The organism is Saccharibacillus deserti (genome assembly GCF_013618475.1).
Taxonomy (GTDB): Bacteria; Bacillota; Bacilli; order Paenibacillales; family Paenibacillaceae; genus Saccharibacillus; species Saccharibacillus deserti.
The window spans coordinates 13,053-32,729 of sequence record NZ_JABJVN010000013.1; the positions used below are offsets into that span (position 1 = coordinate 13,053).

Below are 19,677 nucleotides of genomic sequence, written 5' to 3' on the forward strand. Positions count from 1 at the left end.
TCCACTCCTTACGTCTTACCCATGCCTAACCGCACAAAAGGCGCCGGGCGAGCGCATGGAGTCGGACCCGTCCGGAACCTGAGCTATTTATTGATAAAACCTTTATAATGCCGTTTAATCAGTTGGCTTTCGATCGTTTTCATCGTATCCAGCGCAACCCCGACAACGATCAGCAGCGAAGTGCCGCCGATTTGAACCGATTGGGGAAGACCGGAGAGCGAACCGAACGCGATCGGCAGCAGAGAAATGACTGTGAGGAATACCGCACCGGTAACGGTGAGACGCGACATCACGCGAGTGATGTACTTCTCGGTTGCTTTACCCGGGCGAACCCCAGGGATATATCCGCCGTTTTTCTTCATGTTCTCCGCCATCTGCTGCGGATTGATCTGCACGAAGGTGTAGAAGAACGTGAAGCCGATGATCATGACCGCATAGAGGACCATGCCAAGCGGCTGACTGTAGTTCAGGTTTGCTTGCACCCACTCTGCCCAGGCATAGCCTGCCCAGAAGTTTGCAAGGATAACCGGGAACTGCAGCAGGGATACGGCGAAGATGACCGGAATGACACCCGCAGCGTTAACTTTCAACGGAATGTGAGTGTTTTGACCGCCGTACATTTTATTGCCGACTACCCGCTTCGCATATTGGACCGGAACTTTCCGGATCCCCTGCTGAATAAAGATAACACCGACAATGATCAGGATCAAGACGAGAGCGATAATCACGGTTTTCATTACGTTAAGGAACGTTTGACCGTCCACAATGAAATCGGATTGAGCCGTTGTCGAGATGTAACCTGGAATGTTTGCGACAATCCCGGCAAAAATGAGAATCGAAATCCCGTTGCCAATGCCCTTTTCCGTGATCTGTTCACCCATCCACATCAGGAGGGATGTACCCGCAGTCAGGACAATCGCAATCAGAATATAATCGACGGTCGTAGCATTCGGAATCATTTCCGCATTATAAATGCGGTTGAAGCCGATTGCTGTGGCGAACGCCTGAACCAAACCCAGAACTATGGTGCCGTATCGAGTAATCTGCGCTAGCTTTTTCTTCCCGTGTTCACCTTGTTTAGACCACTCGGTGAATTTCGGAATGACATCCATCGACAGCAGCTGTACGATGATCGATGCCGTAACGTACGGGTAGATGCTGAGCGCAAAGATCGAGAACTGCATGAGCGCCCCTCCGGAGAAGGTGTTAAGCAGTCCCATCAACTGGCTGCCGGCTTCGTTAGCCGACTGAAGCACGTCCGTGTTTACTCCCGGAACCGGGATGAACGTACCGATACGGTAGATCACCAGAACCATCAGCGTAAACAGGAGACGTTTACGGAGGTCGTCGACCCGCCATATATTCTTCAGGGTGTTGAACATTAGATCACCTCGGTTTTACCGCCGGCAGCCTCGATTTTCTCCACCGCAGATTGAGAGAACTTGTTTGCTTTGACAGTCAACTTCACCGTCACATCGCCATTGCCGAGGATCTTGATACCGCTCTTGGTATCTTTAACGATACCTTGTTCCTTCAGCAGCTCAGGAGTGACTTCGGTATTTTCTGCAAAGTTGTTCAGTTCTTCGATGTTCACGATGGCATATTCTTTACGGGTCGGATTAACAAATCCGCGTTTCGGCAAACGACGATACAGTGGGTTCTGACCGCCTTCGAAACCTGGACGAACACCACCGCCGGAACGGGAGTTTTGGCCTTTGTGACCGCGTCCGGCTGTTTTACCCGTACCGCTACTCGTACCGCGACCGATGCGTTTCCGCTCTTTTGTGGAACCTGGAGCAGGAGAAAGCTCATGTAACTTCATCGTTCGTTGCACCTCCTTGATTCATTCTATTGATTCGCTCCTTGCGGAGCGATGGAATTAAGCTTCGATTTCTTTTACGGAAACCAAGTGCTTGACTTGGTTAACCATACCACGCATCGCGGCGTTGTCGTTTTGAACGACGACTTGATGCATTTTACGCAGTCCCAGCGTGTTAACGGTCGCGCGTTGGTTTTTCGGACGTCCGATCAGGCTGCGTACGAGGGTAATTTCCAATTTAGCCATTGTTGTTCCCTCCTTAGCCTCTCAGTTCTTCGACGGATTTTCCGCGAAGCTTTGCCACATCTTCGGCACGCTTCAAACGGGACAATCCTTCCAAAGTCGCGTTGACCATGTTCATGGAGTTCGAAGAACCCAGGGATTTTGTCAAGATGTCGCCTACGCCTGCCAGTTCCAGTACTGCACGTACAGGACCGCCAGCGATGACGCCGGTACCTTCGGATGCTGGTTTCAGCAGTACGCTGCCCGCTCCGAATTTACCTGTGACCAGGTGAGTAATTGTTGTTCCGACGAGAGGAACGTGAATCAGGTTTTTCTTGGCATCTTCGATACCTTTACGGATCGCATCCGGAACTTCTCCGGCTTTGCCAATTCCTGCTCCAACGTTGCCTTGGCCGTCGCCTACGACAACCAGTGCACTAAAGCTGAAACGGCGACCGCCCTTTACAACTTTAGCAACGCGGTTGATGTGTACAACGCGTTCCGTCAGTTCTCCTACAGTGCTCATATCTACACGCAAGTGGTTAACCTCCTTTTTTCGTTTTAGAATTCCAGTCCGGCTTCGCGGGCTGCGTCGGCCAGTGCTTGAATCCGTCCATGGTAGAGGTATCCTCCGCGGTCGAAGACGACAACGGCATGACCTTTTTCCTTGGCACGGTTTGCAACCAGTGTGCCAACCTTAGCAGCAGCTTCAACGTTGCCGCCGTTTGTGATTTCGCTCTTCAGCTCTTTGTCCATAGTCGATGCAGAAACGATGGTTACACCGTTCACGTCGTCGATCAGTTGGGCATAGATGTGTTTTTCCGAACGGTATACGTTCAGACGAGGGCGCTCAACCGTACCTTGAATTTTCTTGCGTACACGCAAGTGTCTTTTCAAGCGAGCTTTATTTTTATCACCTTTGGTAATCATGAGTACTTTCACTCCTTCCCGATCTGCTTATTTAAGCAGCTTCACATGAACAAGCTAAGGGTATTTCGAAAGGCGTCGGCTTATTTCTTCTTGCCGGCTTTACCTTCTTTACGGATGATGCGTTCGCCTTCGTACTTGATACCTTTGCCTTTATACGGCTCAGGCTCACGTACTTTACGGATTTGAGCAGCATAAGCGCCTACGCGCTCTTTGTCAATTCCGCGAACGATGATTTTCGTGTTCGAAGGAACTTCGAACTCGATTCCCGATTCCGGCGTGATTTCAACCGGGTGGGAGTAGCCTACGTTCAGGACGATCTTCTCTCCGGACTTGCTGGCACGGTATCCGACCCCGACCAGTTCAAGCGACTTGGAGAATCCTTCCGTTACACCACTTACCATGTTGCTGACAACGCTGCGGGTCGTTCCGTGAAGGGAACGGTGCTCTTTGTTGTCGGAAGGACGTTCTACCGTAATTGTGTTGGCTTCCACCGTTACTTTCATATCTCTATGAAGTTCACGAGTGAGAGTACCTTTAGGACCTTTGACCGTAATCGCCGTGTTGTTCAGCGTTACTTCAACGCCGCCCGGTACTTCGATTGGTTTGCGACCAATACGCGACATATGTGTTGCACCTCCTTGTGTTCTGACGTAATTACCAAACGTAGCAGATTACTTCGCCGCCAGCTTTCGCTTGACGAGCTTCTTTGTCGGTCATAACTCCCTTAGATGTGGAGATAATCGCGATACCCAGGCCGCCCAGTACGCGAGGAACTTCGTTGCTCTTCGTGTACACGCGCAGACCAGGCTTACTGATTCTTTTCAGACCAGTAATGACGCGTTCGTTGTTTTGACCGTATTTCAGGAAAATACGAATCATGCCTTGTTTGTTATCCTGTACGAATTCCGCGTCGCGGATAAAACCTTCGCGTTTGAGGATCTCGGCAATTTGCTTTTTCATCGCGGAAGCCGGCATTTCGACTTTCTCGTGACGTACCACGTTCGCATTGCGAATGCGTGTCAGCATATCTGCAATCGGATCGGACATAGTCATAATATGTGAACCTCCTTCCTTGTTATGCGGTAATTACCAGCTTGCTTTTTTAACGCCAGGAATCTGGCCTTTATGAGCCAATTCGCGGAAGCAAATACGGCAGATCTTGAACTTTTGTAACACCGAGTGTGGACGACCGCAACGTTCGCAGCGCGTGTAAGCACGCACTTTGAATTTAGGTGTACGTTGCTGTTTAACTTTCATCGAAGTTTTTGCCACTTTAGCCTGACACCTCCTGGATAGTTTCGGAAGAACAGGGTCATGGATCATGGCCCTAGATACTGGCCGATATTATTTTGCGAAAGGCATTCCGAGACCTGCGAGCAGCTCGCGGCCTTCTTCGTCCGTTTTCGCCGTAGTTACGATGACGATATCCATACCGCGGACTTTGTCCACTTGATCGTATTGGATTTCAGGGAAAATCAACTGTTCTTTCAGACCCAGTGTGTAGTTACCGCGGCCGTCGAAGGCTTTGTTGGATACACCTTGGAAGTCACGTACGCGTGGAAGCGCAACGTTGAACAATTTGTCGAGGAACTGGTACATGCGCTCGCCGCGCAGTGTAACTTTTGTTCCGATCGGCATATCTTCACGCAGTTTGAAACCTGCGATCGATTTTTTGGCACGAGTGATTACAGGCTTTTGACCTGCGATCTGCTCAAGTTCAGCTACGGCAGTGTCAAGGATCTTGGAGTTGGATACGGCCTCGCCGACACCCATGTTGATGACAACTTTCTCCAGCTTAGGAACCTGCATTACCGTTGTGTAGTTGAACTTCTGCATGAGAGCAGGAGTGCTTTCGTTCAAATAACGTTCTTTCAGTCTTGTTACCATGAAAGATGAACCTCCTTTCCATAAAAATGATATTATTCGATGATTTCTCCGGACCGTTTCGCAACGCGCACTTTTTTACCGTTATCCAGTGTCTTGTAACCTACGCGGGTTACTTTGCCACCGTCTTTAGGATCAACGTGCATCACGTTCGATACGTGGATCGAAGCTTCTTGTTCCACGATTCCGCCTTGCGGGTTCGTTTGGCTTGGCTTCTGGTGTTTCTTCACCATGTTCACGCCTTCGACCAACACGCGGTTTTCACGAGGATAAGCGGCGATTACACGCGCTTTTTTGCCTTTGTCTTTACCGCTGATCACGATAACGACATCGTCTTTTTTCACGTGAAGTTTGTTGTTATGGGATTCCAGAACTTTTTTAACTCTTGCCATCAGGTACACCTCCTATGACTTACCGGCCGGCAGGCCGCTAAGAAAATCGTGCATTATATTAGATAACTTCCGGGGCCAAGGAAACGATTTTCATGAAGTCCTTGTCACGAAGTTCACGGGCTACTGGTCCGAAGATACGCGTGCCGCGCGGGCCGCGATCGTCTTTTACCACAACTGCTGCGTTTTCGTCGAATGCGATGTACGATCCGTCTTTACGACGTACCGAACGCTTCGTGCGAACAACTACCGCTTTAACTACGTCGCCTTTTTTGACAACGCCTCCTGGTGTTGCTTGTTTTACCGAGCAAACGATCAGGTCGCCGATGTTAGCCGTACGACGTCCCGTACCGCCGAGGACGCGGATACACATCAGTTCCTTCGCACCGGAGTTATCGGCTACAGCCAAACGTGTAAATGGTTGAATCATTTATATTTCCTCCTTTCGGACGAGCTTATCGTTCATTAGATGATGATTGCTTTTTCAGTGATTGCAGCCAGTCTCCAGCGCTTGTCTTTCGACAACGGACGCGTTTCAACGATTCTTACCGTATCGCCGATTTTAGCTTCGTTGTTCTCATCATGCGCTTTGAACTTCTTAGTCGATTTGATACGTTTATGATAGAGTTCGTGTTTTTTGTAAGTTTCTACAACAACGACGATCGTCTTGTCCATTTTGTCGCTTACGACTTTACCCACCAACACTTTACGCGAGTTGCGTTGTTCGGTCATGGTTAGCCTCCTTCCTGAATAACGGGTCTATACCCGGAGGGTTAAAAAGAATTACGAAGTGATCCCGAGTTCTCTTTGACGCAGAACCGTTTTGGCACGAGCGATTTCCTTGCGGACAACGCTGATGCGAGTCGGGTTATCGAGCTGACCGGTAGCGAGCTGAAAGCGCAGATTAAAGAGTTCTTCTTTAAATCCGGAGACCTTCTGTTCGATTTCGGCAGTAGTCAGGTCACGCAGTTCCTTAGCCTTCATTTGCTTCACCACCCACTTCTTCACGTTTCACAAACTTGGTTTTGACAGGCAGTTTGTGAGAAGCAAGACGCATCGCTTCACGAGCGATTTCTTCGGATACGCCAGCAAGTTCGAACATGATCTTGCCCGGTTTTACAACCGCTACCCATTTCTCAACGTTACCTTTACCGCTACCCATCCGAACCTCGAGAGGCTTTTGAGTAATCGGCTTGTCAGGGAAAATCTTAATCCAGACTTTACCGCCCCGTTTGATGTAACGGGTCATGGCGATACGAGCAGCTTCGATCTGACGGTTCGTGATCCAAGAAGGTTCAGTCGCCTGCAGGCCGAATTCGCCGAAGTTCAATTCAGTACCGCCTTTAGCACGCCCGGCCAGACTGCCGCGTTGCTGTTTACGGTGTTTTACACGTTTAGGTACCAACATGATTAGTTGCCTCCTTCCTGAGCAGCTTGTTTCTTAGCTGGCGGAAGAATCTCTCCACGATAGATCCATACTTTAACGCCGATACGACCATAAGTCGTGTGCGCTTCAGCTGTACCGTAATCGATGTCGGCACGCAGGGTATGAAGTGGAACAGTTCCTTCGCTGTAGCCTTCCGAACGAGCGATTTCCGCGCCGCCGAGACGTCCGCTAACCGCAGTTTTGATTCCTTTAGCGCCCGAACGCATTGTACGTTGCATCGATTGTTTCAAAGCACGGCGGAACGATACGCGACGTTCCAGCTGTTGTGCGATGCTTTCTGCAACCAGAATAGCGTCGAGTTCTTGGTTCTTGATTTCCGCAATGTTGATGTGTACTTTTTTGCCGTTCGAGATCTTAGTGATCTCTCCGCGCAGTACTTCAACTTCTGCGCCGCCACGTCCGATTACCATACCCGGTTTAGCAGTGTGGATCGTCACGTTTACGCGGTTAGCCGCTCTTTCGATCTCGATCTTGGAGACAGCGGATTCTTTAAGTTTAGCTTTCAGGTATTCGCGAATTCTCACGTCTTCCATCAGCAGTGTGCCGAAGTCTTTACCGGCGTACCATTTGGATTCCCAGTCACGGATGATCCCTACGCGGAGTCCGACCGGATTTACTTTTTGTCCCACAGTTGTCCCTCCTTACTTTTCGGATACAGCCAAAGTGATATGGCTGGTGCGTTTATTGATCCGGCTTGCGCGTCCCATTGCCCGAGGGCGGAAACGTTTCAGAGTCGGTCCTTGGTTGACGTAAACTTGCGAGATAACCAATTTGCTGACGTCCAGCGAATGATTATGTTCTGCGTTGGCAATCGCCGAGTTCAGCAGCTTCTCCATGAGCGGGGATGCCGCTTTCGGAGTGTGGCGCAGAATTGCGATAGCTTCACCCACGTGTTTGCCGCGAATCAGGTCAGCGACCAGTTGCGCTTTACGTGGAGAAATGCGGGAATATTTCAAATGCGCTTGTGCTTCCATGCTATCATAACCTCCCTTCGGACTTTAATGATGTCCGTTTTAGCGTCTTGTTTTCTTGTCGTCGTCGGTGTGGCCTTTGTAAGTGCGCGTCGGCGCGAACTCACCCAGTTTGTGTCCGACCATGTCTTCCGTCACGTATACCGGCACGTGCTTGCGTCCGTCATAAACGGCGAAAGTGTGTCCGATGAATTGTGGGAAGATCGTAGAGCGTCGGGACCAAGTTTTGATAACGGCCTTTTTGCTGGCTTCGTTCAGTACTTCTACCTTTTTGAGCAGGTATCCGTCAATGAAAGGGCCTTTTTTGAGACTGCGTGTCATCGATTGTAGTCCTCCCTTCAGCTGGCTTGTTCCATAATCCTAGCCGGCGAAGCAATGCGGGATAAGCGCATTACTTCGTGCGGCGACGGATGATGTATTGATCCGAAGATTTGTTTTTCTTGCGTGTTTTGTAACCAAGCGTCGGTTTGCCCCATGGCGACAGCGGGGATTTCCGTCCGATTGGAGCGCGACCTTCACCACCACCGTGTGGGTGATCGTTAGGGTTCATGACTACGCCGCGGACTTGAGGGCGGTTGCCCAACCAGCGGTTACGTCCTGCTTTACCGATCTTCACGAGCTCGTGATCCTGGTTGCCTACCGAACCGATTGTAGCGCGGCAAACTTTCAGAACGCGACGAACTTCGCCCGAAGACAGGCGGATCGATACGTAACGCTCTTCTTTACCCAGCAGCTGAGCTTCTGTGCCGGCTGCGCGGACCATTTGGCCGCCTTTGCCAGGTTTAAGCTCGATGTTGTGGATAACTGTACCTACCGGAATGTTTTCCAGTGGGAGTGCGTTACCGATCTTGATGTCGGCTTCAGGGCCGGAGTAGATCGTATCGCCGACTTTCAGACCTTTAGGCGCGATGATGTAGCGTTTCTCGCCGTCCGCATAGTTGATCAGTGCGATGTTCGAAGTCCGGTTTGGATCGTACTCGATTGTAGCAACGTGACCAGGAATTCCGTCCTTGGTACGTTTGAAGTCGATGATCCGGTATTTACGTTTGTGTCCGCCGCCGTGATGGCGAACCGTAATTTTACCTTGGTTGTTGCGACCCGCTTTTTTGAAGAGCGGCGCGAGCAACGATTTCTCCGGCTGATTCGTTGTCAATTCTTCGAAAGTCGATACGCTCATCGCGCGTCGAGCCGGGGATGTAGGTTTGTACTTTTTGATTGGCACGTTAGTTTCCCTCCTTACTCTGCAGATTCAAAGAATTCGAGCGATTTGCTGTCAGGAGTCAGCGTTACGATCGCTTTTTTCCATTCGCTCGTATAACCGGAGTGACGGCCGTAGCGTTTCGGCTTAGCCGGAACACGCAGAACGTTGACTTTCGACACTTTCACGCCGAAGATCGATTCTACCGCTTTTTTCACTTCCGTTTTGTTTGCGTTCATTTGAACTTCAAACACATATTTAGACTGGCTCATTGCTTCAGCCGTACGTTCCGTGATGATCGGACGTTTGATAAGGTCGCGAGGATCTTTCATTATGCGAATACCTCCTCTACCTTTTGAACTGCGTCCTTAGTGATGATAAGTTTATCATGCACAAGAACGTCAAGAACATTGATGCCATCAGCCTGGACGAATTTCACGCCCGGGATGTTACGTGCGGACAAAGCTACATTGTTGTCGTATTCCGGAGCCACTACGAGGGCTTTACGGTCTACGTTCAATTTGCTCAGGATTCCCGCGAATTCTTTTGTCTTCGGCGAACTCAGGTTCAGTGTATCCAGAACGATGATTTCGTTCGCGATCACTTTCGAAGACAGTGCCGATTTGATCGCCAGACGACGAACTTTTTTAGGCAGTTTGTAGGAGTAGCTGCGCGGAGTCGGTCCGAAGACGATACCGCCGCCTCTCCACTGTGGAGAACGGATAGAGCCTTGACGAGCGCGTCCTGTACCTTTTTGTTTCCAAGGTTTACGACCGCCGCCACGAACTTCCGAACGTCCTTTGACTTTGTGCGTACCGGAGCGCAGCGATGCTTGCTGCATCACAACCGCTTGGTGAAGCACGTGTCCGTTAGGGTTAATACCGAATACCGAATCGCTCAGTTCGATCTCGCCGACCTGGCTGCCTTCGATATTGTAGACTGCTACTTTAGGCATTTCATGTTCCTCCTTTCTTCTAAAGGTTTATTATTTCTTGATCGATGCACGAACTTTTACGAAGCCGTTTTTAGGACCCGGAATGGAGCCTTTAACCAGCAGTACGTTGCGTTCCGTATCGACTCTTACGATTTCGAGGTTTTGAACAGTGATCGAGTCATGGCCCATGTGTCCTGGCAGGCGTTTGCCTTTCGGTACACGGTTAGCCTGGATGGAACCCATCGAACCCGGTCTGCGGTGGTAACGCGAGCCGTGCGCCATTGGTCCGCGGCTTTGTCCCCAACGTTTGATAACGCCGGCAAAACCTTTACCTTTGGATACGCCGCTTACGTCAACGAATTGCCCTTCGGCAAACACGTCCGCTTTAAGCACTTGTCCAACCTCGTAACTTCCGAGGTCAACACCGCGAAGTTCGCGAATGTAGCGCTTAGGTGCAGTATCAGCCTTTTTGGCGTGGCCTGCCTCCGGTTTGTTGGAACGGCTAGCTTTCTTGTCCGCGAAACCGATTTGTACCGCTTCATAACCGTCATTTTCCAGGTCTTTCTTCTGCAGAACCACACATGGGCCTGCTTCGATAACCGTTACCGGAACGACGTTACCTTCAGCGGTGAACACTTGGGTCATACCCAGTTTTTTCCCTAAGATACCAGTCATGTTGACACCTCTTTTCATTTATGTCCTTATTCAGGAGTCTTACAGTTTGATTTCGATATCCACACCGGACGGCAGGTCCAGACGCATCAAAGCGTCCACGGTTTGTGGAGTTGGGTTCACGATGTCGATCAGACGCTTGTGTGTGCGCTGTTCGAACTGTTCACGCGAATCCTTGTACTTGTGCACCGCACGAAGAACGGTAATGATTTGTTTTTCAGTTGGCAGCGGGATCGGTCCGGAAACACCGGCACCCGAACGTTTTGCTGTTTCAACAATTTTTTCTGCAGATTGATCCAGAACTCTGTGATCATATGCTTTCAAACGGATACGGATTTTTTGCTTTGCCATTTCAAATTCCCTCCTTCTATCGCCCAATTTGGTATCGGACATACTCCGCGAAAATTTTCCGCTCACACTTACTATGGCAAAGGAGCCGGGTGTGTCGGTAACCTCTCGCATCATCGCAACGTCGCAGAACAACATTCATTATTATATAAAAGAAGTCGCGACAATGCAATACTTTTTTAAAATTACACAAAAATAAAGCGGAGCGATTATCCCGACACCGGGATAATCGCCCCGCTTTCGCGCTTTCGTTTACAGTACAATGTTGCTCGTTCCAGTACACTGTTGCTTTATAAACGGTTTTTCACCGTATTATTTTTGGATTGTTGCTACGGCACCGGCGCCTACTGTACGGCCGCCTTCACGAATGGAGAACTTAGTTCCTTCTTCGATAGCGATCGGAGCGATCAGGGAAACCGTAACTGTGATGTTGTCGCCCGGCATTACCATTTCCGTACCTTCTGGCAGGTTGATGATGCCCGTTACGTCAGTTGTACGGAAGTAGAACTGAGGACGGTATCCTGTGAAGAAAGGCTTGTGACGGCCACCTTCTTCTTTAGTCAGAACGTAGATTTGAGCTGTGAACTCAGTGTGCGGTTTAACCGAACCTGGTTTCGACAGAACTTGTCCACGCTCGATTTGCTGACGGTCTACACCGCGCAGCAGGGCGCCAATGTTGTCGCCGGCTTGAGCGGAATCCATCAGTTTACGGAACATTTCTACGCCCGTAACAACCGATTTTTTGGATTCTTCAGCAATACCAACGATTTCGATTTCGTCGCCGATCTTAACTGTACCGCGTTCGATACGGCCTGTTGCTACCGTACCACGGCCAGTGATCGAGAACACGTCCTCGACTGGCATCAGGAAAGGCTTCTCAGTGTCGCGCTCTGGAGTCGGGATGTACTCGTCGATGATGTTGAACATTTCAACGATCTTCTGAGCCCATTCGCCATCAGGGTTTTGCAGCGCTTCACGAGCGGAACCTTGGATGATTGGAGTGTCGTCGCCTGGGAAGTCATATTCGCTCAACAGGTCACGTACTTCCATTTCAACCAGTTCCAACAGCTCTTCGTCTTCAACCATGTCGCATTTGTTCAGGAATACGACGATGTAAGGAACGCCTACTTGACGGGAGAGAAGGATGTGTTCGCGAGTTTGCGGCATAGGGCCGTCAGCTGCGGATACAACCAGGATCGCTCCGTCCATTTGGGCAGCGCCGGTGATCATGTTTTTAACATAGTCGGCGTGTCCTGGGCAGTCTACGTGTGCGTAGTGACGAGCTGGAGTTTCGTATTCAACGTGAGCCGTCGAGATCGTGATACCACGTTCTCTTTCTTCCGGAGCCTTGTCAATTTGGTCGAAGGCTACAGCGGCACCGCCGTAGGTTTTGGACAGTACAGTCGTGATTGCGGCAGTCAGAGTCGTTTTACCATGGTCGACGTGACCGATAGTACCGATATTGACGTGCGGCTTATTACGTTCAAATTTAGCTTTTGCCATTTGAAACAGTTCCTCCTTAATGTAGAAAGATTATTTGGGTTAAACTGAATCCGGAAGACGAATTCCCGAAAGAGTCCGTCGACCGGCGGTGAAAACGAGGATTACTCCCCTGCTTTGTTCTTCGATACGATTTCTTCGGCGATTGTCTTAGGCACTTCTTCATAATGAGAAAGTTCCATCGAGAACACGCCGCGTCCTTGCGTACCGGAGCGCAGAGTCGTCGAGTAACCGAACATTTCGGAGAGAGGCACCTTCGCACGGATGATTTGAGCGCCACTGCGGGAATCCATACCTTCGATACGGCCGCGGCGGGAACTCAGCATACCCATAACGTCGCCCATGTACTCCTCGGGAACCGTTACTTCGACTTTCATGATTGGCTCAAGCAGGACAGGGTTACACTTTTCCTTCGCTGCTTTGAGTGCCATCGAACCGGCAATTTTGAACGCCATTTCGTTGGAATCGACATCGTGATAAGAGCCGTCGACGATTGTCGCTTTAACGTCTACCAGCGGGAAGCCCGCGATAACGCCGCTCTTCATCTGTTCTTCGATACCGGCAAGTGCTGGCTGTACGTATTCACGAGGAACCGAACCGCCGACTACCTTGCTTTCGAATTGGCTGCCTGTACCCGGTTCCAGCGGCTCGAATTCAACCCATACGTGACCGTATTGACCACGGCCGCCGGATTGACGAACGAACTTGCCTTCTACGCGGGCTGCTTGACGGAAAGTTTCGCGGTAAGCAACCTGTGGTTTACCCACGTTGGTTTCTACCTTAAATTCCCGACGCATCCGGTCGATAATGATATCAAGGTGGAGTTCACCCATACCTGCCAGAATCGTCTGGCCGGTTTCTTCGTCCGTGTGGGCACGAAGGGTCGGATCTTCTTCTGTCAATTTACCAAGAGCGACGCCCAATTTATCTTGGTCGGCTTTGGTTTTCGGTTCCACGGCGATCTCGATAACGGGATCCGGGAAGTTCATCGACTCGAGAATGACCGGGTTCTTCTCATCACACAGTGTATCACCTGTACCCGTATCTTTCAAACCAACGGCTGCAGCGATGTCACCGGAGTATACAACGCTGATTTCTTGACGGCTGTTGGCATGCATTTGCAGGATACGACCGATCCGCTCACGTTTGCCTTTCGATGCATTCAGTACATACGAACCGGATTGAAGCGTACCGGAGTATACACGGAAGAACGTCAGTTTACCCACGTAAGGGTCTGTCATGATCTTGAAAGCAAGCGCGGAGAACGGCTCTTCATCCGAAGAATGACGAATCGCTTCCGTACCGTCTTCAAGCGTACCTTGAATCGCAGGTACATCGATTGGAGCTGGAAGATAGTCAACAACAGCGTCCAGCATAAGCTGAATACCTTTGTTTTTGTAAGAAGATCCGCAGATAACCGGGAAAATCTTAACATCGACAACGCCTTTACGCAGAGCGGCTTTGATCTCGTCAACCGAGATTTCTTCGCCTTCCAGGTATTTCATTGTCAAATCTTCGTCCAGTTCCGAAACTTTCTCAATCAGGATCGCGCGAAGTTCTTCGACTTGAGCCAGATATTCTTCCGGAATGTCGACAACGTCGATGTTCTGACCGAGATCGTCTTTGTACATGTGAGCTTTTTGCTCGACGAGGTCAATGATACCCGTGAAGTCGTTTTCCGCACCGATTGGCAGCTGGATCGCTACCGCGTTGGCTTGGAGACGCTCACCCATATCTTTGACAACGTTCAGGAAGTCCGCACCGATAATGTCCATTTTGTTGACGTACGCGATCCGAGGAACGCCGTAACGGTCAGCCTGTCTCCATACGGTTTCCGACTGAGGCTCGACACCTTCTTTGGCACTGAATACGCCTACTGCCCCGTCCAATACACGAAGGGAACGTTCGACTTCAACCGTGAAGTCGACGTGTCCCGGGGTATCAATGATATTGACGCGGTAACCGTGCCATTGAGCGGTCGTAGCGGCGGAAGTAATCGTGATTCCGCGCTCCTGCTCCTGTTCCATCCAGTCCATCGTCGCTGCGCCATCGTGTACTTCACCGATTTTGTGCGTGATGCCCGTGTAGAACAGAATCCGTTCCGTAGTCGTCGTTTTACCAGCGTCAATATGCGCCATGATCCCGATGTTACGTGTATTTTTCAAGGAGAACTCTCTTGCCATGAATGGGATTCTCCCTTCAAAATCAGTTTTGGTTGCTAAGCCGAAATCCTACCAGCGGTAGTGAGCAAACGCTTTGTTCGCTTCAGCCATTTTGTGCGTGTCTTCGCGTTTCTTCACGGATGCGCCTGTGTTGTTCGATGCATCGATGATTTCAGCCGCCAAACGCTCTTCCATCGTCTTCTCGCCGCGGTTGCGGGAGTAGTTGACGAGCCAACGGAGACCGAGAGCCGTCCGTCTTTCTGGCTTGACTTCGATCGGCACTTGATAGTTGGCGCCGCCTACACGACGGGCTTTAACTTCGAGAACCGGCATGATGTTCTTGATTGCAGCTTCAAAGACTTCCATCGGGTCGTTGCCCGTACGTTCTTGAATCAATTTGAACGAGTTATAAAGGATGTTTTGAGCTACACCGCGTTTACCGTCGATCATAATGCGGTTGATCAAACGAGTAACCAGTTTGCTGTTGTACACCGGATCCGGCAGTACGTCTCTTTTGGTAACTGGACCTTTGCGTGGCATGGATATCCCCCTTTCTCCGATAGTTGAACGCCCTCAGGCGCTCAAATTAGTTTTTCTTTTCTTTTGGACGCTTAGCGCCGTATTTCGAACGGGCTTGCATACGTCCGTTTACGCCTGCAGTATCAAGAGCACCGCGAACGATATGGTAACGTACACCCGCCAAGTCCTTTACGCGACCTCCGCGAACCAGCACGACGCTGTGTTCTTGCAGGTTGTGTCCGATACCCGGAATGTAAGCAGTCACCTCGATACGGTTCGTCAAACGAACACGGGCATACTTACGAAGCGCGGAGTTTGGTTTACGTGGAGTCATCGTACCTACACGAGTGCAGACACCGCGTTTTTGCGGGGCGCTCAGGTTCGTTTCTTCACGTTTGAGTGCGTTGAAACCCTTTTGCAGAGCTGGGGATTTCGACTTCACGACTTTCGCTTGACGTCCTTTACGGACGAGTTGGTTAATAGTTGGCATTGTCATTGCCACCCCCTTCCTATATTGGTAAACATCCTTGTTACAAACCGGTTTTCCAAGTCCACAGACCCAGGCGGTTCATAAAAGAACAAATGAAAGTTCTTGTCTCGACCGCTTGACGCTCCCGAAACAAAAACGTTCTTACATCGTTATGGCTTTCTCACTTCAGAACCGCAACCATCGCCGCCCCGACTTCAATCCCGCAAGCTTTGCCGAGCTCTCGCATCGTTTCCACTTCGGTAATTTTCACGCCGGTCTTGCTGCACAACGATGTGATCTTTGCGATCATCCGCTGCTCTGCGTCCATGGCTACATAAACTTCGGAAGCTTCTCCAAGTTCGACCGCTCGCACAGTCTGCTTGGTACCGATTCTAACATGAGCATCCTGGAGTCCTTTATCATTAGACATTCGGCATATCCTCCAAAAGACAGGATCAGTACTACCCGCTCACGCACCTTTGCTATATTAGCATTTGGCGGAGCTTTATGTCAAGCAAAGAATTTCGGGACTTGAGGGAAGATCACTCTTCCCTTCCGCCCCGATTCTCTCCTCCAATGTTACTCGGTAGTCACGGGTTCAAGAGACTTTTCCCCGCTTTTTGTACCTTCCGGATCTTCGAAACGCACGTTGCGATAACGACTCATGCCGGTACCGGCAGGAATCAGTTTACCGATCAGCACGTTTTCTTTCAAGCCGAGCAGTTGGTCGACCTTGCCTTTGATCGCAGCGTCGGTAAGTACGCGTGTCGTTTCCTGGAACGATGCGGCCGACAGGAAAGAATCGGTCTCCAGGGACGCTTTGGTAATACCGAGCAGGATCGGTTTGGCTACAGCCGGATCCTTGCCGTTCAGCATCGCTTCTTTGTTTGCTTTTTCGTACTCGTGGATTTCCACGAACGATCCCGGCAGCAGTGTCGTTTCGCCTGCATCGACGATGCGGATCTTGCGCAGCATCTGACGAATCATGACTTCGACGTGCTTGTCGTTGATTTCTACGCCCTGGTTCCGGTATACGCGCTGAACTTCCTGAAGGATATAGTTCTGCACGCCGCGGATTCCCTTGATGCGCAGCATTTCTTTTGGATCGATCGAACCGTCCGTCAGCTCGTCGCCGGCTTCTACAGTCACACCTTCGCGTACGCGCAGACGGGAACCGTAGGTAACCAGATACGTTTTGCTTTCGGCTTCGCCCTGAATTTCGATCTCGCGACGGTCTTTCGCTTCGCGGATTTCTTTCACGACGCCGTCGATTTCGCTGATCGTGGCCTGACCCTTAGGGTTACGGGCCTCGAACAACTCCTGGATACGCGGCAGACCCTGCGTGATGTCATCGCCGGCAACGCCGCCGGTGTGGAACGTACGCATGGTAAGCTGGGTTCCCGGTTCACCGATCGATTGAGCCGCAATAATGCCGACCGCTTCGCCGATTTCGACGTGTTTGCCTGTCGCCAGGTTTCGTCCGTAGCACTTTTTGCATACGCCATGACGGGCGCGGCAGCTGAGTACGGAACGGATTTGCAGTTTTTCAACACCCGCTTTGATGATTTCTTCCGCTTTGTCGGAAGTGATCAATTCGTTGCGGGTTGCAATGATTTCTTTGGTTTGCGGATGACGAACGGTCTCGAAGCAGTAGCGGCCTTCAATACGGTCGTACAGATCTTCGATGACTTCTTTGCCATCTTGGATCCGGCTTACGCTGAAGCCTTTATCCGTGCCGCAGTCATCTTCGCGGACGATTACGTCCTGGGCCACGTCAACCAGACGACGGGTCAGGTAACCCGAGTCGGCGGTACGAAGCGCGGTATCGGCCAGACCTTTACGCGCACCGTGCGTGGACAGGAAGTATTCGAGGACCGTAAGGCCTTCGCGGAAGTTGGACTTGATCGGGAGCTCGATGATCCGACCCGATGGGTTGGCCATCAGTCCACGCATACCGCCCAACTGGGTGATCTGCGATTTGTTGCCCCGTGCTTTGGAATCGACCATGAGCATAATGGAGTTATAACGGTCCATCGATTTCATCAGGATATCACTGATTTGATCTTTGGCGTGCGACCAGATTTCGATAACCCGGTCATACCGTTCTTCGTTGGTAATCAAACCGCGGCGATACTGGTTGGTAATAACCGCGACTTTCTTGTCCGACTCTTCCATCAGCGCTTTTTTCTCCGGTGGTACGACAACATCGGAAACGGCTACGGTTACGCCCGAACGAGTCGAATACGTAAACCCGAGCTGTTTGATTTCGTCGAGGATCATCGAAGTTTGAGTCGTTTGGTAAACCTCGAAGCAGCGTCCGATGATTTCGCCCAAATACTCTTTGCCGATCCCTTTTGTTTGCGGAGCATTCATGATGCGGTCGGTGACATTTTCCCCTTTTTCATAGATAAAGAAGTCTTCTGCCACGCCGTCGAACAGGTTGGCGCGGGTCGCATCGTTGATATACGGGAAACTTGCCGGGAAAATCTCGTTGAAGATAATCCGGCCGATCGTCGTAATCAGCATTGCGCCCTGCTGTTTGTCGGTAAAGCTCGTTTTGTTGAGAGCTTTGACCGGAATCGCTACGCGAGCATGCAGCTCGGCTGTGCCGCGCTGATAAGCGGACACGGCTTCGTTGACGTTCCGCAGGATCATGCCTGCACCCATGGCTTGATTATTATCCATGGTCAGGTAATACACACCGAGAACCATATCCTGCGAAGGAGTAACGACAGGCTTGCCGTCTTTCGGGTTCAGGATGTTGCCGGATGCTAGCATCAGAATGCGGGCTTCCGCCTGTGCTTCCGCAGACAGCGGAACGTGCACGGCCATCTGGTCGCCGTCGAAGTCGGCGTTGTAAGCCGTACATACGAGCGGGTGAAGACGAATCGCTTTGCCTTCGACCAGAATCGGTTCGAATGCCTGAATACCGAGACGGTGAAGCGTAGGGGCACGGTTCAAGAGAACCGGATGCTCCTTGATCACTTCTTCAAGAACGTCCCATACTTCGGCACTCACGCGTTCGACTTTGCGCTTTGCACTCTTGATGTTATGGGCAAGACCTTTATTGACCAGTTCTTTCATAACGAAAGGTTTGAACAATTCCAGCGCCATTTCCTTCGGAAGACCGCATTGGTACATCTTCAGGTTAGGACCTACGACGATAACCGAACGGCCGGAGTAATCGACCCGTTTACCGAGCAAGTTCTGGCGGAAACGTCCTTGTTTGCCTTTAAGCATATGGCTGAGGGATTTGAGCGGGCGGTTACCCGGACCGGTGACGGGACGACCGCGACGGCCGTTGTCGATCAAGGCATCTACCGCTTCCTGCAGCATGCGCTTTTCGTTCTGTACGATAATGTCCGGAGCGCCCAGATCGAGCAGTCTTTTCAGACGGTTGTTCCGGTTGATGACGCGGCGGTACAGATCGTTAAGGTCGGAGGTCGCGAAGCGGCCGCCGTCCAGCTGTACCATCGGACGCAGTTCCGGCGGAATGACCGGAAGCACATCGAGAATCATCCAGTCCGGGTTGTTACCCGAGCTTTTGAAAGCTTCGATGACTTCCAGACGTTTGATCGCCCGGCTTCTGCGCTGCCCCTGCGTCGTGCGAAGCTCCTCTTTGAGGAACTCCAGTTCTTTGTCGATATCCATATCCTGAAGGAGTTTTTTTACCGCTTCGGCACCCATTCCGGCATGGAATCCGTAGCCGTATTTTTCACGGTAGCTGCGGTATTCTTTTTCGGACAGGAGCTGTTTTCTTTCCAGCGGCGTTTCGCCCGGATCGGTTACGACATAAGAAGCGAAGTAAATGACTTCTTCGAGCGAGCGCGGCGACATATCCAGCGCCAGGCCCATACGGCTCGGAATCCCTTTGAAGTACCAGATGTGGGAAACCGGAGCGGCGAGCTCGATATGGCCCATCCGCTCGCGGCGTACTTTCGCGCGGGTAACTTCAACGCCGCAGCGATCGCAGACGACGCCTTTATAACGTACCCGTTTGTACTTGCCGCAGTGGCATTCCCAGTCTTTGGTCGGTCCGAAGATCTTTTCGCAGAACAGACCTTCTTTCTCCGGTTTGAGCGTACGATAGTTGATCGTTTCCGGCTTCTTCACCTCGCCGCGGGACCAAGAACGAATCTTGTCCGGCGAAGCGAGCCCGATCTTGATAAACTCGAAGTTGTTTACATCCAACAAGGAGCAACCCTCCCTATAT

At 51.0% G+C, this 19,677-nt stretch carries 28 protein-coding genes; all 28 read right to left on the reverse strand.

Annotation, left to right across the window (positions count from 1 at the left end):
• Nucleotides 1-83: 83 nt before the first annotated feature.
• The 28 genes from secY to rpoC all read right to left on the reverse strand — a co-directional run bounded on the left by secY (nt 84) and on the right by rpoC (nt 19,658).
• Nucleotides 84-1,382, reverse strand: coding sequence for a preprotein translocase subunit SecY (gene secY, locus HOP44_RS21820; protein WP_172257392.1), 1,299 nt, complete (start codon nt 1,380-1,382; stop codon nt 84-86).
• Complete coding sequence (rplO, locus tag HOP44_RS21825; protein WP_037291547.1) at nt 1,382-1,822, reverse strand: 50S ribosomal protein L15; 441 nt, start codon at nt 1,820-1,822, stop codon at nt 1,382-1,384. Before rplO ends, secY begins: the two co-directional genes overlap by 1 nt.
• A 57-nt stretch (nt 1,823-1,879) precedes the next feature.
• Nucleotides 1,880-2,065 carry a 50S ribosomal protein L30 gene (rpmD, locus tag HOP44_RS21830; protein ID WP_172199145.1) on the reverse strand — a complete coding sequence of 62 codons (186 nt, stop codon included), beginning with the start codon at nt 2,063-2,065 and terminating at the stop codon, nt 1,880-1,882.
• A 13-nt stretch (nt 2,066-2,078) separates the two neighbouring features.
• Nucleotides 2,079-2,579, reverse strand: a complete 501-nt coding sequence (gene rpsE / locus HOP44_RS21835; RefSeq protein ID WP_037291553.1) for a 30S ribosomal protein S5 — start codon at nt 2,577-2,579, stop codon at nt 2,079-2,081.
• Nucleotides 2,580-2,602: 23 nt separating this feature from the next.
• A complete protein-coding gene (gene rplR, locus HOP44_RS21840) occupies nt 2,603-2,971 on the reverse strand; it encodes a 50S ribosomal protein L18 (protein WP_141447278.1) in 369 nt (122 codons plus the stop codon).
• 80 nt (nt 2,972-3,051) lie between these two features.
• A complete protein-coding gene (rplF, locus tag HOP44_RS21845; protein WP_141447279.1) occupies nt 3,052-3,594 on the reverse strand; it encodes a 50S ribosomal protein L6 in 543 nt (180 codons plus the stop codon).
• A 31-nt stretch (nt 3,595-3,625) separates the two neighbouring features.
• Entirely contained in the window at nt 3,626-4,024 is a 399-nt protein-coding gene (gene rpsH / locus HOP44_RS21850; protein WP_141447280.1) for a 30S ribosomal protein S8, read from the reverse strand.
• Nucleotides 4,025-4,057: 33 nt separating this feature from the next.
• Nucleotides 4,058-4,243 carry a type Z 30S ribosomal protein S14 gene (locus HOP44_RS21855; RefSeq protein ID WP_037291562.1) on the reverse strand — a complete coding sequence of 62 codons (186 nt, stop codon included), beginning with the start codon at nt 4,241-4,243 and terminating at the stop codon, nt 4,058-4,060.
• Between the two features lie 72 nt (nt 4,244-4,315).
• Nucleotides 4,316-4,858 (reverse strand): 50S ribosomal protein L5, encoded by a 543-nt coding sequence (rplE, locus tag HOP44_RS21860; RefSeq protein ID WP_172199142.1) that lies wholly within the window; start codon nt 4,856-4,858, stop codon nt 4,316-4,318.
• A 32-nt stretch (nt 4,859-4,890) separates the two neighbouring features.
• Nucleotides 4,891-5,247: a 50S ribosomal protein L24 gene (rplX, locus tag HOP44_RS21865; RefSeq protein ID WP_172199139.1), complete on the reverse strand. Its 357-nt coding sequence runs from the start codon at nt 5,245-5,247 to the stop codon at nt 4,891-4,893.
• A gap of 58 nt (nt 5,248-5,305) precedes the next feature.
• Nucleotides 5,306-5,674: a 50S ribosomal protein L14 gene (gene rplN, locus HOP44_RS21870; protein WP_018978358.1), complete on the reverse strand. Its 369-nt coding sequence runs from the start codon at nt 5,672-5,674 to the stop codon at nt 5,306-5,308.
• A 35-nt stretch (nt 5,675-5,709) separates the two neighbouring features.
• The gene (rpsQ, locus tag HOP44_RS21875; RefSeq protein WP_172199136.1) at nt 5,710-5,976 is read right to left on the reverse strand and encodes a 30S ribosomal protein S17; all 267 of its coding nucleotides are present in this window, start codon (nt 5,974-5,976) and stop codon (nt 5,710-5,712) included.
• Between the two features lie 51 nt (nt 5,977-6,027).
• Nucleotides 6,028-6,228: a 50S ribosomal protein L29 gene (gene rpmC, locus HOP44_RS21880; RefSeq protein ID WP_018978360.1), complete on the reverse strand. Its 201-nt coding sequence runs from the start codon at nt 6,226-6,228 to the stop codon at nt 6,028-6,030.
• The gene (gene rplP / locus HOP44_RS21885; protein ID WP_141447284.1) at nt 6,218-6,652 is read right to left on the reverse strand and encodes a 50S ribosomal protein L16; all 435 of its coding nucleotides are present in this window, start codon (nt 6,650-6,652) and stop codon (nt 6,218-6,220) included. The genes rpmC and rplP overlap by 11 nt, the downstream gene beginning before the upstream one ends.
• 2 nt (nt 6,653-6,654) lie before the next feature.
• Nucleotides 6,655-7,320, reverse strand: coding sequence for a 30S ribosomal protein S3 (gene rpsC / locus HOP44_RS21890; RefSeq protein ID WP_141447285.1), 666 nt, complete (start codon nt 7,318-7,320; stop codon nt 6,655-6,657).
• Between the two features lie 12 nt (nt 7,321-7,332).
• On the reverse strand, nt 7,333-7,665 hold the full coding sequence (rplV, locus tag HOP44_RS21895; RefSeq protein ID WP_141447286.1) for a 50S ribosomal protein L22: 333 nt from the start codon (nt 7,663-7,665) through the stop codon (nt 7,333-7,335).
• A gap of 39 nt (nt 7,666-7,704) precedes the next feature.
• Complete coding sequence (gene rpsS / locus HOP44_RS21900) at nt 7,705-7,983, reverse strand: 30S ribosomal protein S19 (protein WP_141447287.1); 279 nt, start codon at nt 7,981-7,983, stop codon at nt 7,705-7,707.
• A gap of 70 nt (nt 7,984-8,053) precedes the next feature.
• Complete coding sequence (rplB, locus tag HOP44_RS21905; RefSeq protein WP_172199130.1) at nt 8,054-8,884, reverse strand: 50S ribosomal protein L2; 831 nt, start codon at nt 8,882-8,884, stop codon at nt 8,054-8,056.
• Between the two features lie 14 nt (nt 8,885-8,898).
• Nucleotides 8,899-9,192: a 50S ribosomal protein L23 gene (rplW, locus tag HOP44_RS21910; RefSeq protein WP_172257394.1), complete on the reverse strand. Its 294-nt coding sequence runs from the start codon at nt 9,190-9,192 to the stop codon at nt 8,899-8,901.
• Nucleotides 9,192-9,815, reverse strand: a complete 624-nt coding sequence (gene rplD, locus HOP44_RS21915) for a 50S ribosomal protein L4 (RefSeq protein WP_172199127.1) — start codon at nt 9,813-9,815, stop codon at nt 9,192-9,194. The genes rplW and rplD overlap by 1 nt, the downstream gene beginning before the upstream one ends.
• Before the next feature lie 30 nt (nt 9,816-9,845).
• Entirely contained in the window at nt 9,846-10,469 is a 624-nt protein-coding gene (gene rplC, locus HOP44_RS21920; protein WP_172199124.1) for a 50S ribosomal protein L3, read from the reverse strand.
• A gap of 39 nt (nt 10,470-10,508) precedes the next feature.
• A complete protein-coding gene (gene rpsJ, locus HOP44_RS21925; protein WP_172199121.1) occupies nt 10,509-10,817 on the reverse strand; it encodes a 30S ribosomal protein S10 in 309 nt (102 codons plus the stop codon).
• A 309-nt stretch (nt 10,818-11,126) separates the two neighbouring features.
• The gene (tuf, locus tag HOP44_RS21930) at nt 11,127-12,317 is read right to left on the reverse strand and encodes an elongation factor Tu (RefSeq protein ID WP_172257396.1); all 1,191 of its coding nucleotides are present in this window, start codon (nt 12,315-12,317) and stop codon (nt 11,127-11,129) included.
• A gap of 101 nt (nt 12,318-12,418) precedes the next feature.
• Nucleotides 12,419-14,497 carry an elongation factor G gene (gene fusA / locus HOP44_RS21935; RefSeq protein ID WP_172257397.1) on the reverse strand — a complete coding sequence of 693 codons (2,079 nt, stop codon included), beginning with the start codon at nt 14,495-14,497 and terminating at the stop codon, nt 12,419-12,421.
• Between the two features lie 48 nt (nt 14,498-14,545).
• Nucleotides 14,546-15,016: a 30S ribosomal protein S7 gene (gene rpsG, locus HOP44_RS21940; RefSeq protein WP_018978372.1), complete on the reverse strand. Its 471-nt coding sequence runs from the start codon at nt 15,014-15,016 to the stop codon at nt 14,546-14,548.
• A 46-nt stretch (nt 15,017-15,062) separates the two neighbouring features.
• On the reverse strand, nt 15,063-15,485 hold the full coding sequence (gene rpsL / locus HOP44_RS21945) for a 30S ribosomal protein S12 (protein ID WP_026293957.1): 423 nt from the start codon (nt 15,483-15,485) through the stop codon (nt 15,063-15,065).
• A 160-nt stretch (nt 15,486-15,645) separates the two neighbouring features.
• Complete coding sequence (locus HOP44_RS21950) at nt 15,646-15,894, reverse strand: ribosomal L7Ae/L30e/S12e/Gadd45 family protein (RefSeq protein ID WP_172257399.1); 249 nt, start codon at nt 15,892-15,894, stop codon at nt 15,646-15,648.
• Nucleotides 15,895-16,043: 149 nt separating this feature from the next.
• Nucleotides 16,044-19,658 carry a DNA-directed RNA polymerase subunit beta' gene (rpoC, locus tag HOP44_RS21955; protein ID WP_172257401.1) on the reverse strand — a complete coding sequence of 1,205 codons (3,615 nt, stop codon included), beginning with the start codon at nt 19,656-19,658 and terminating at the stop codon, nt 16,044-16,046.
• Nucleotides 19,659-19,677: the final 19 nt, after the last annotated feature.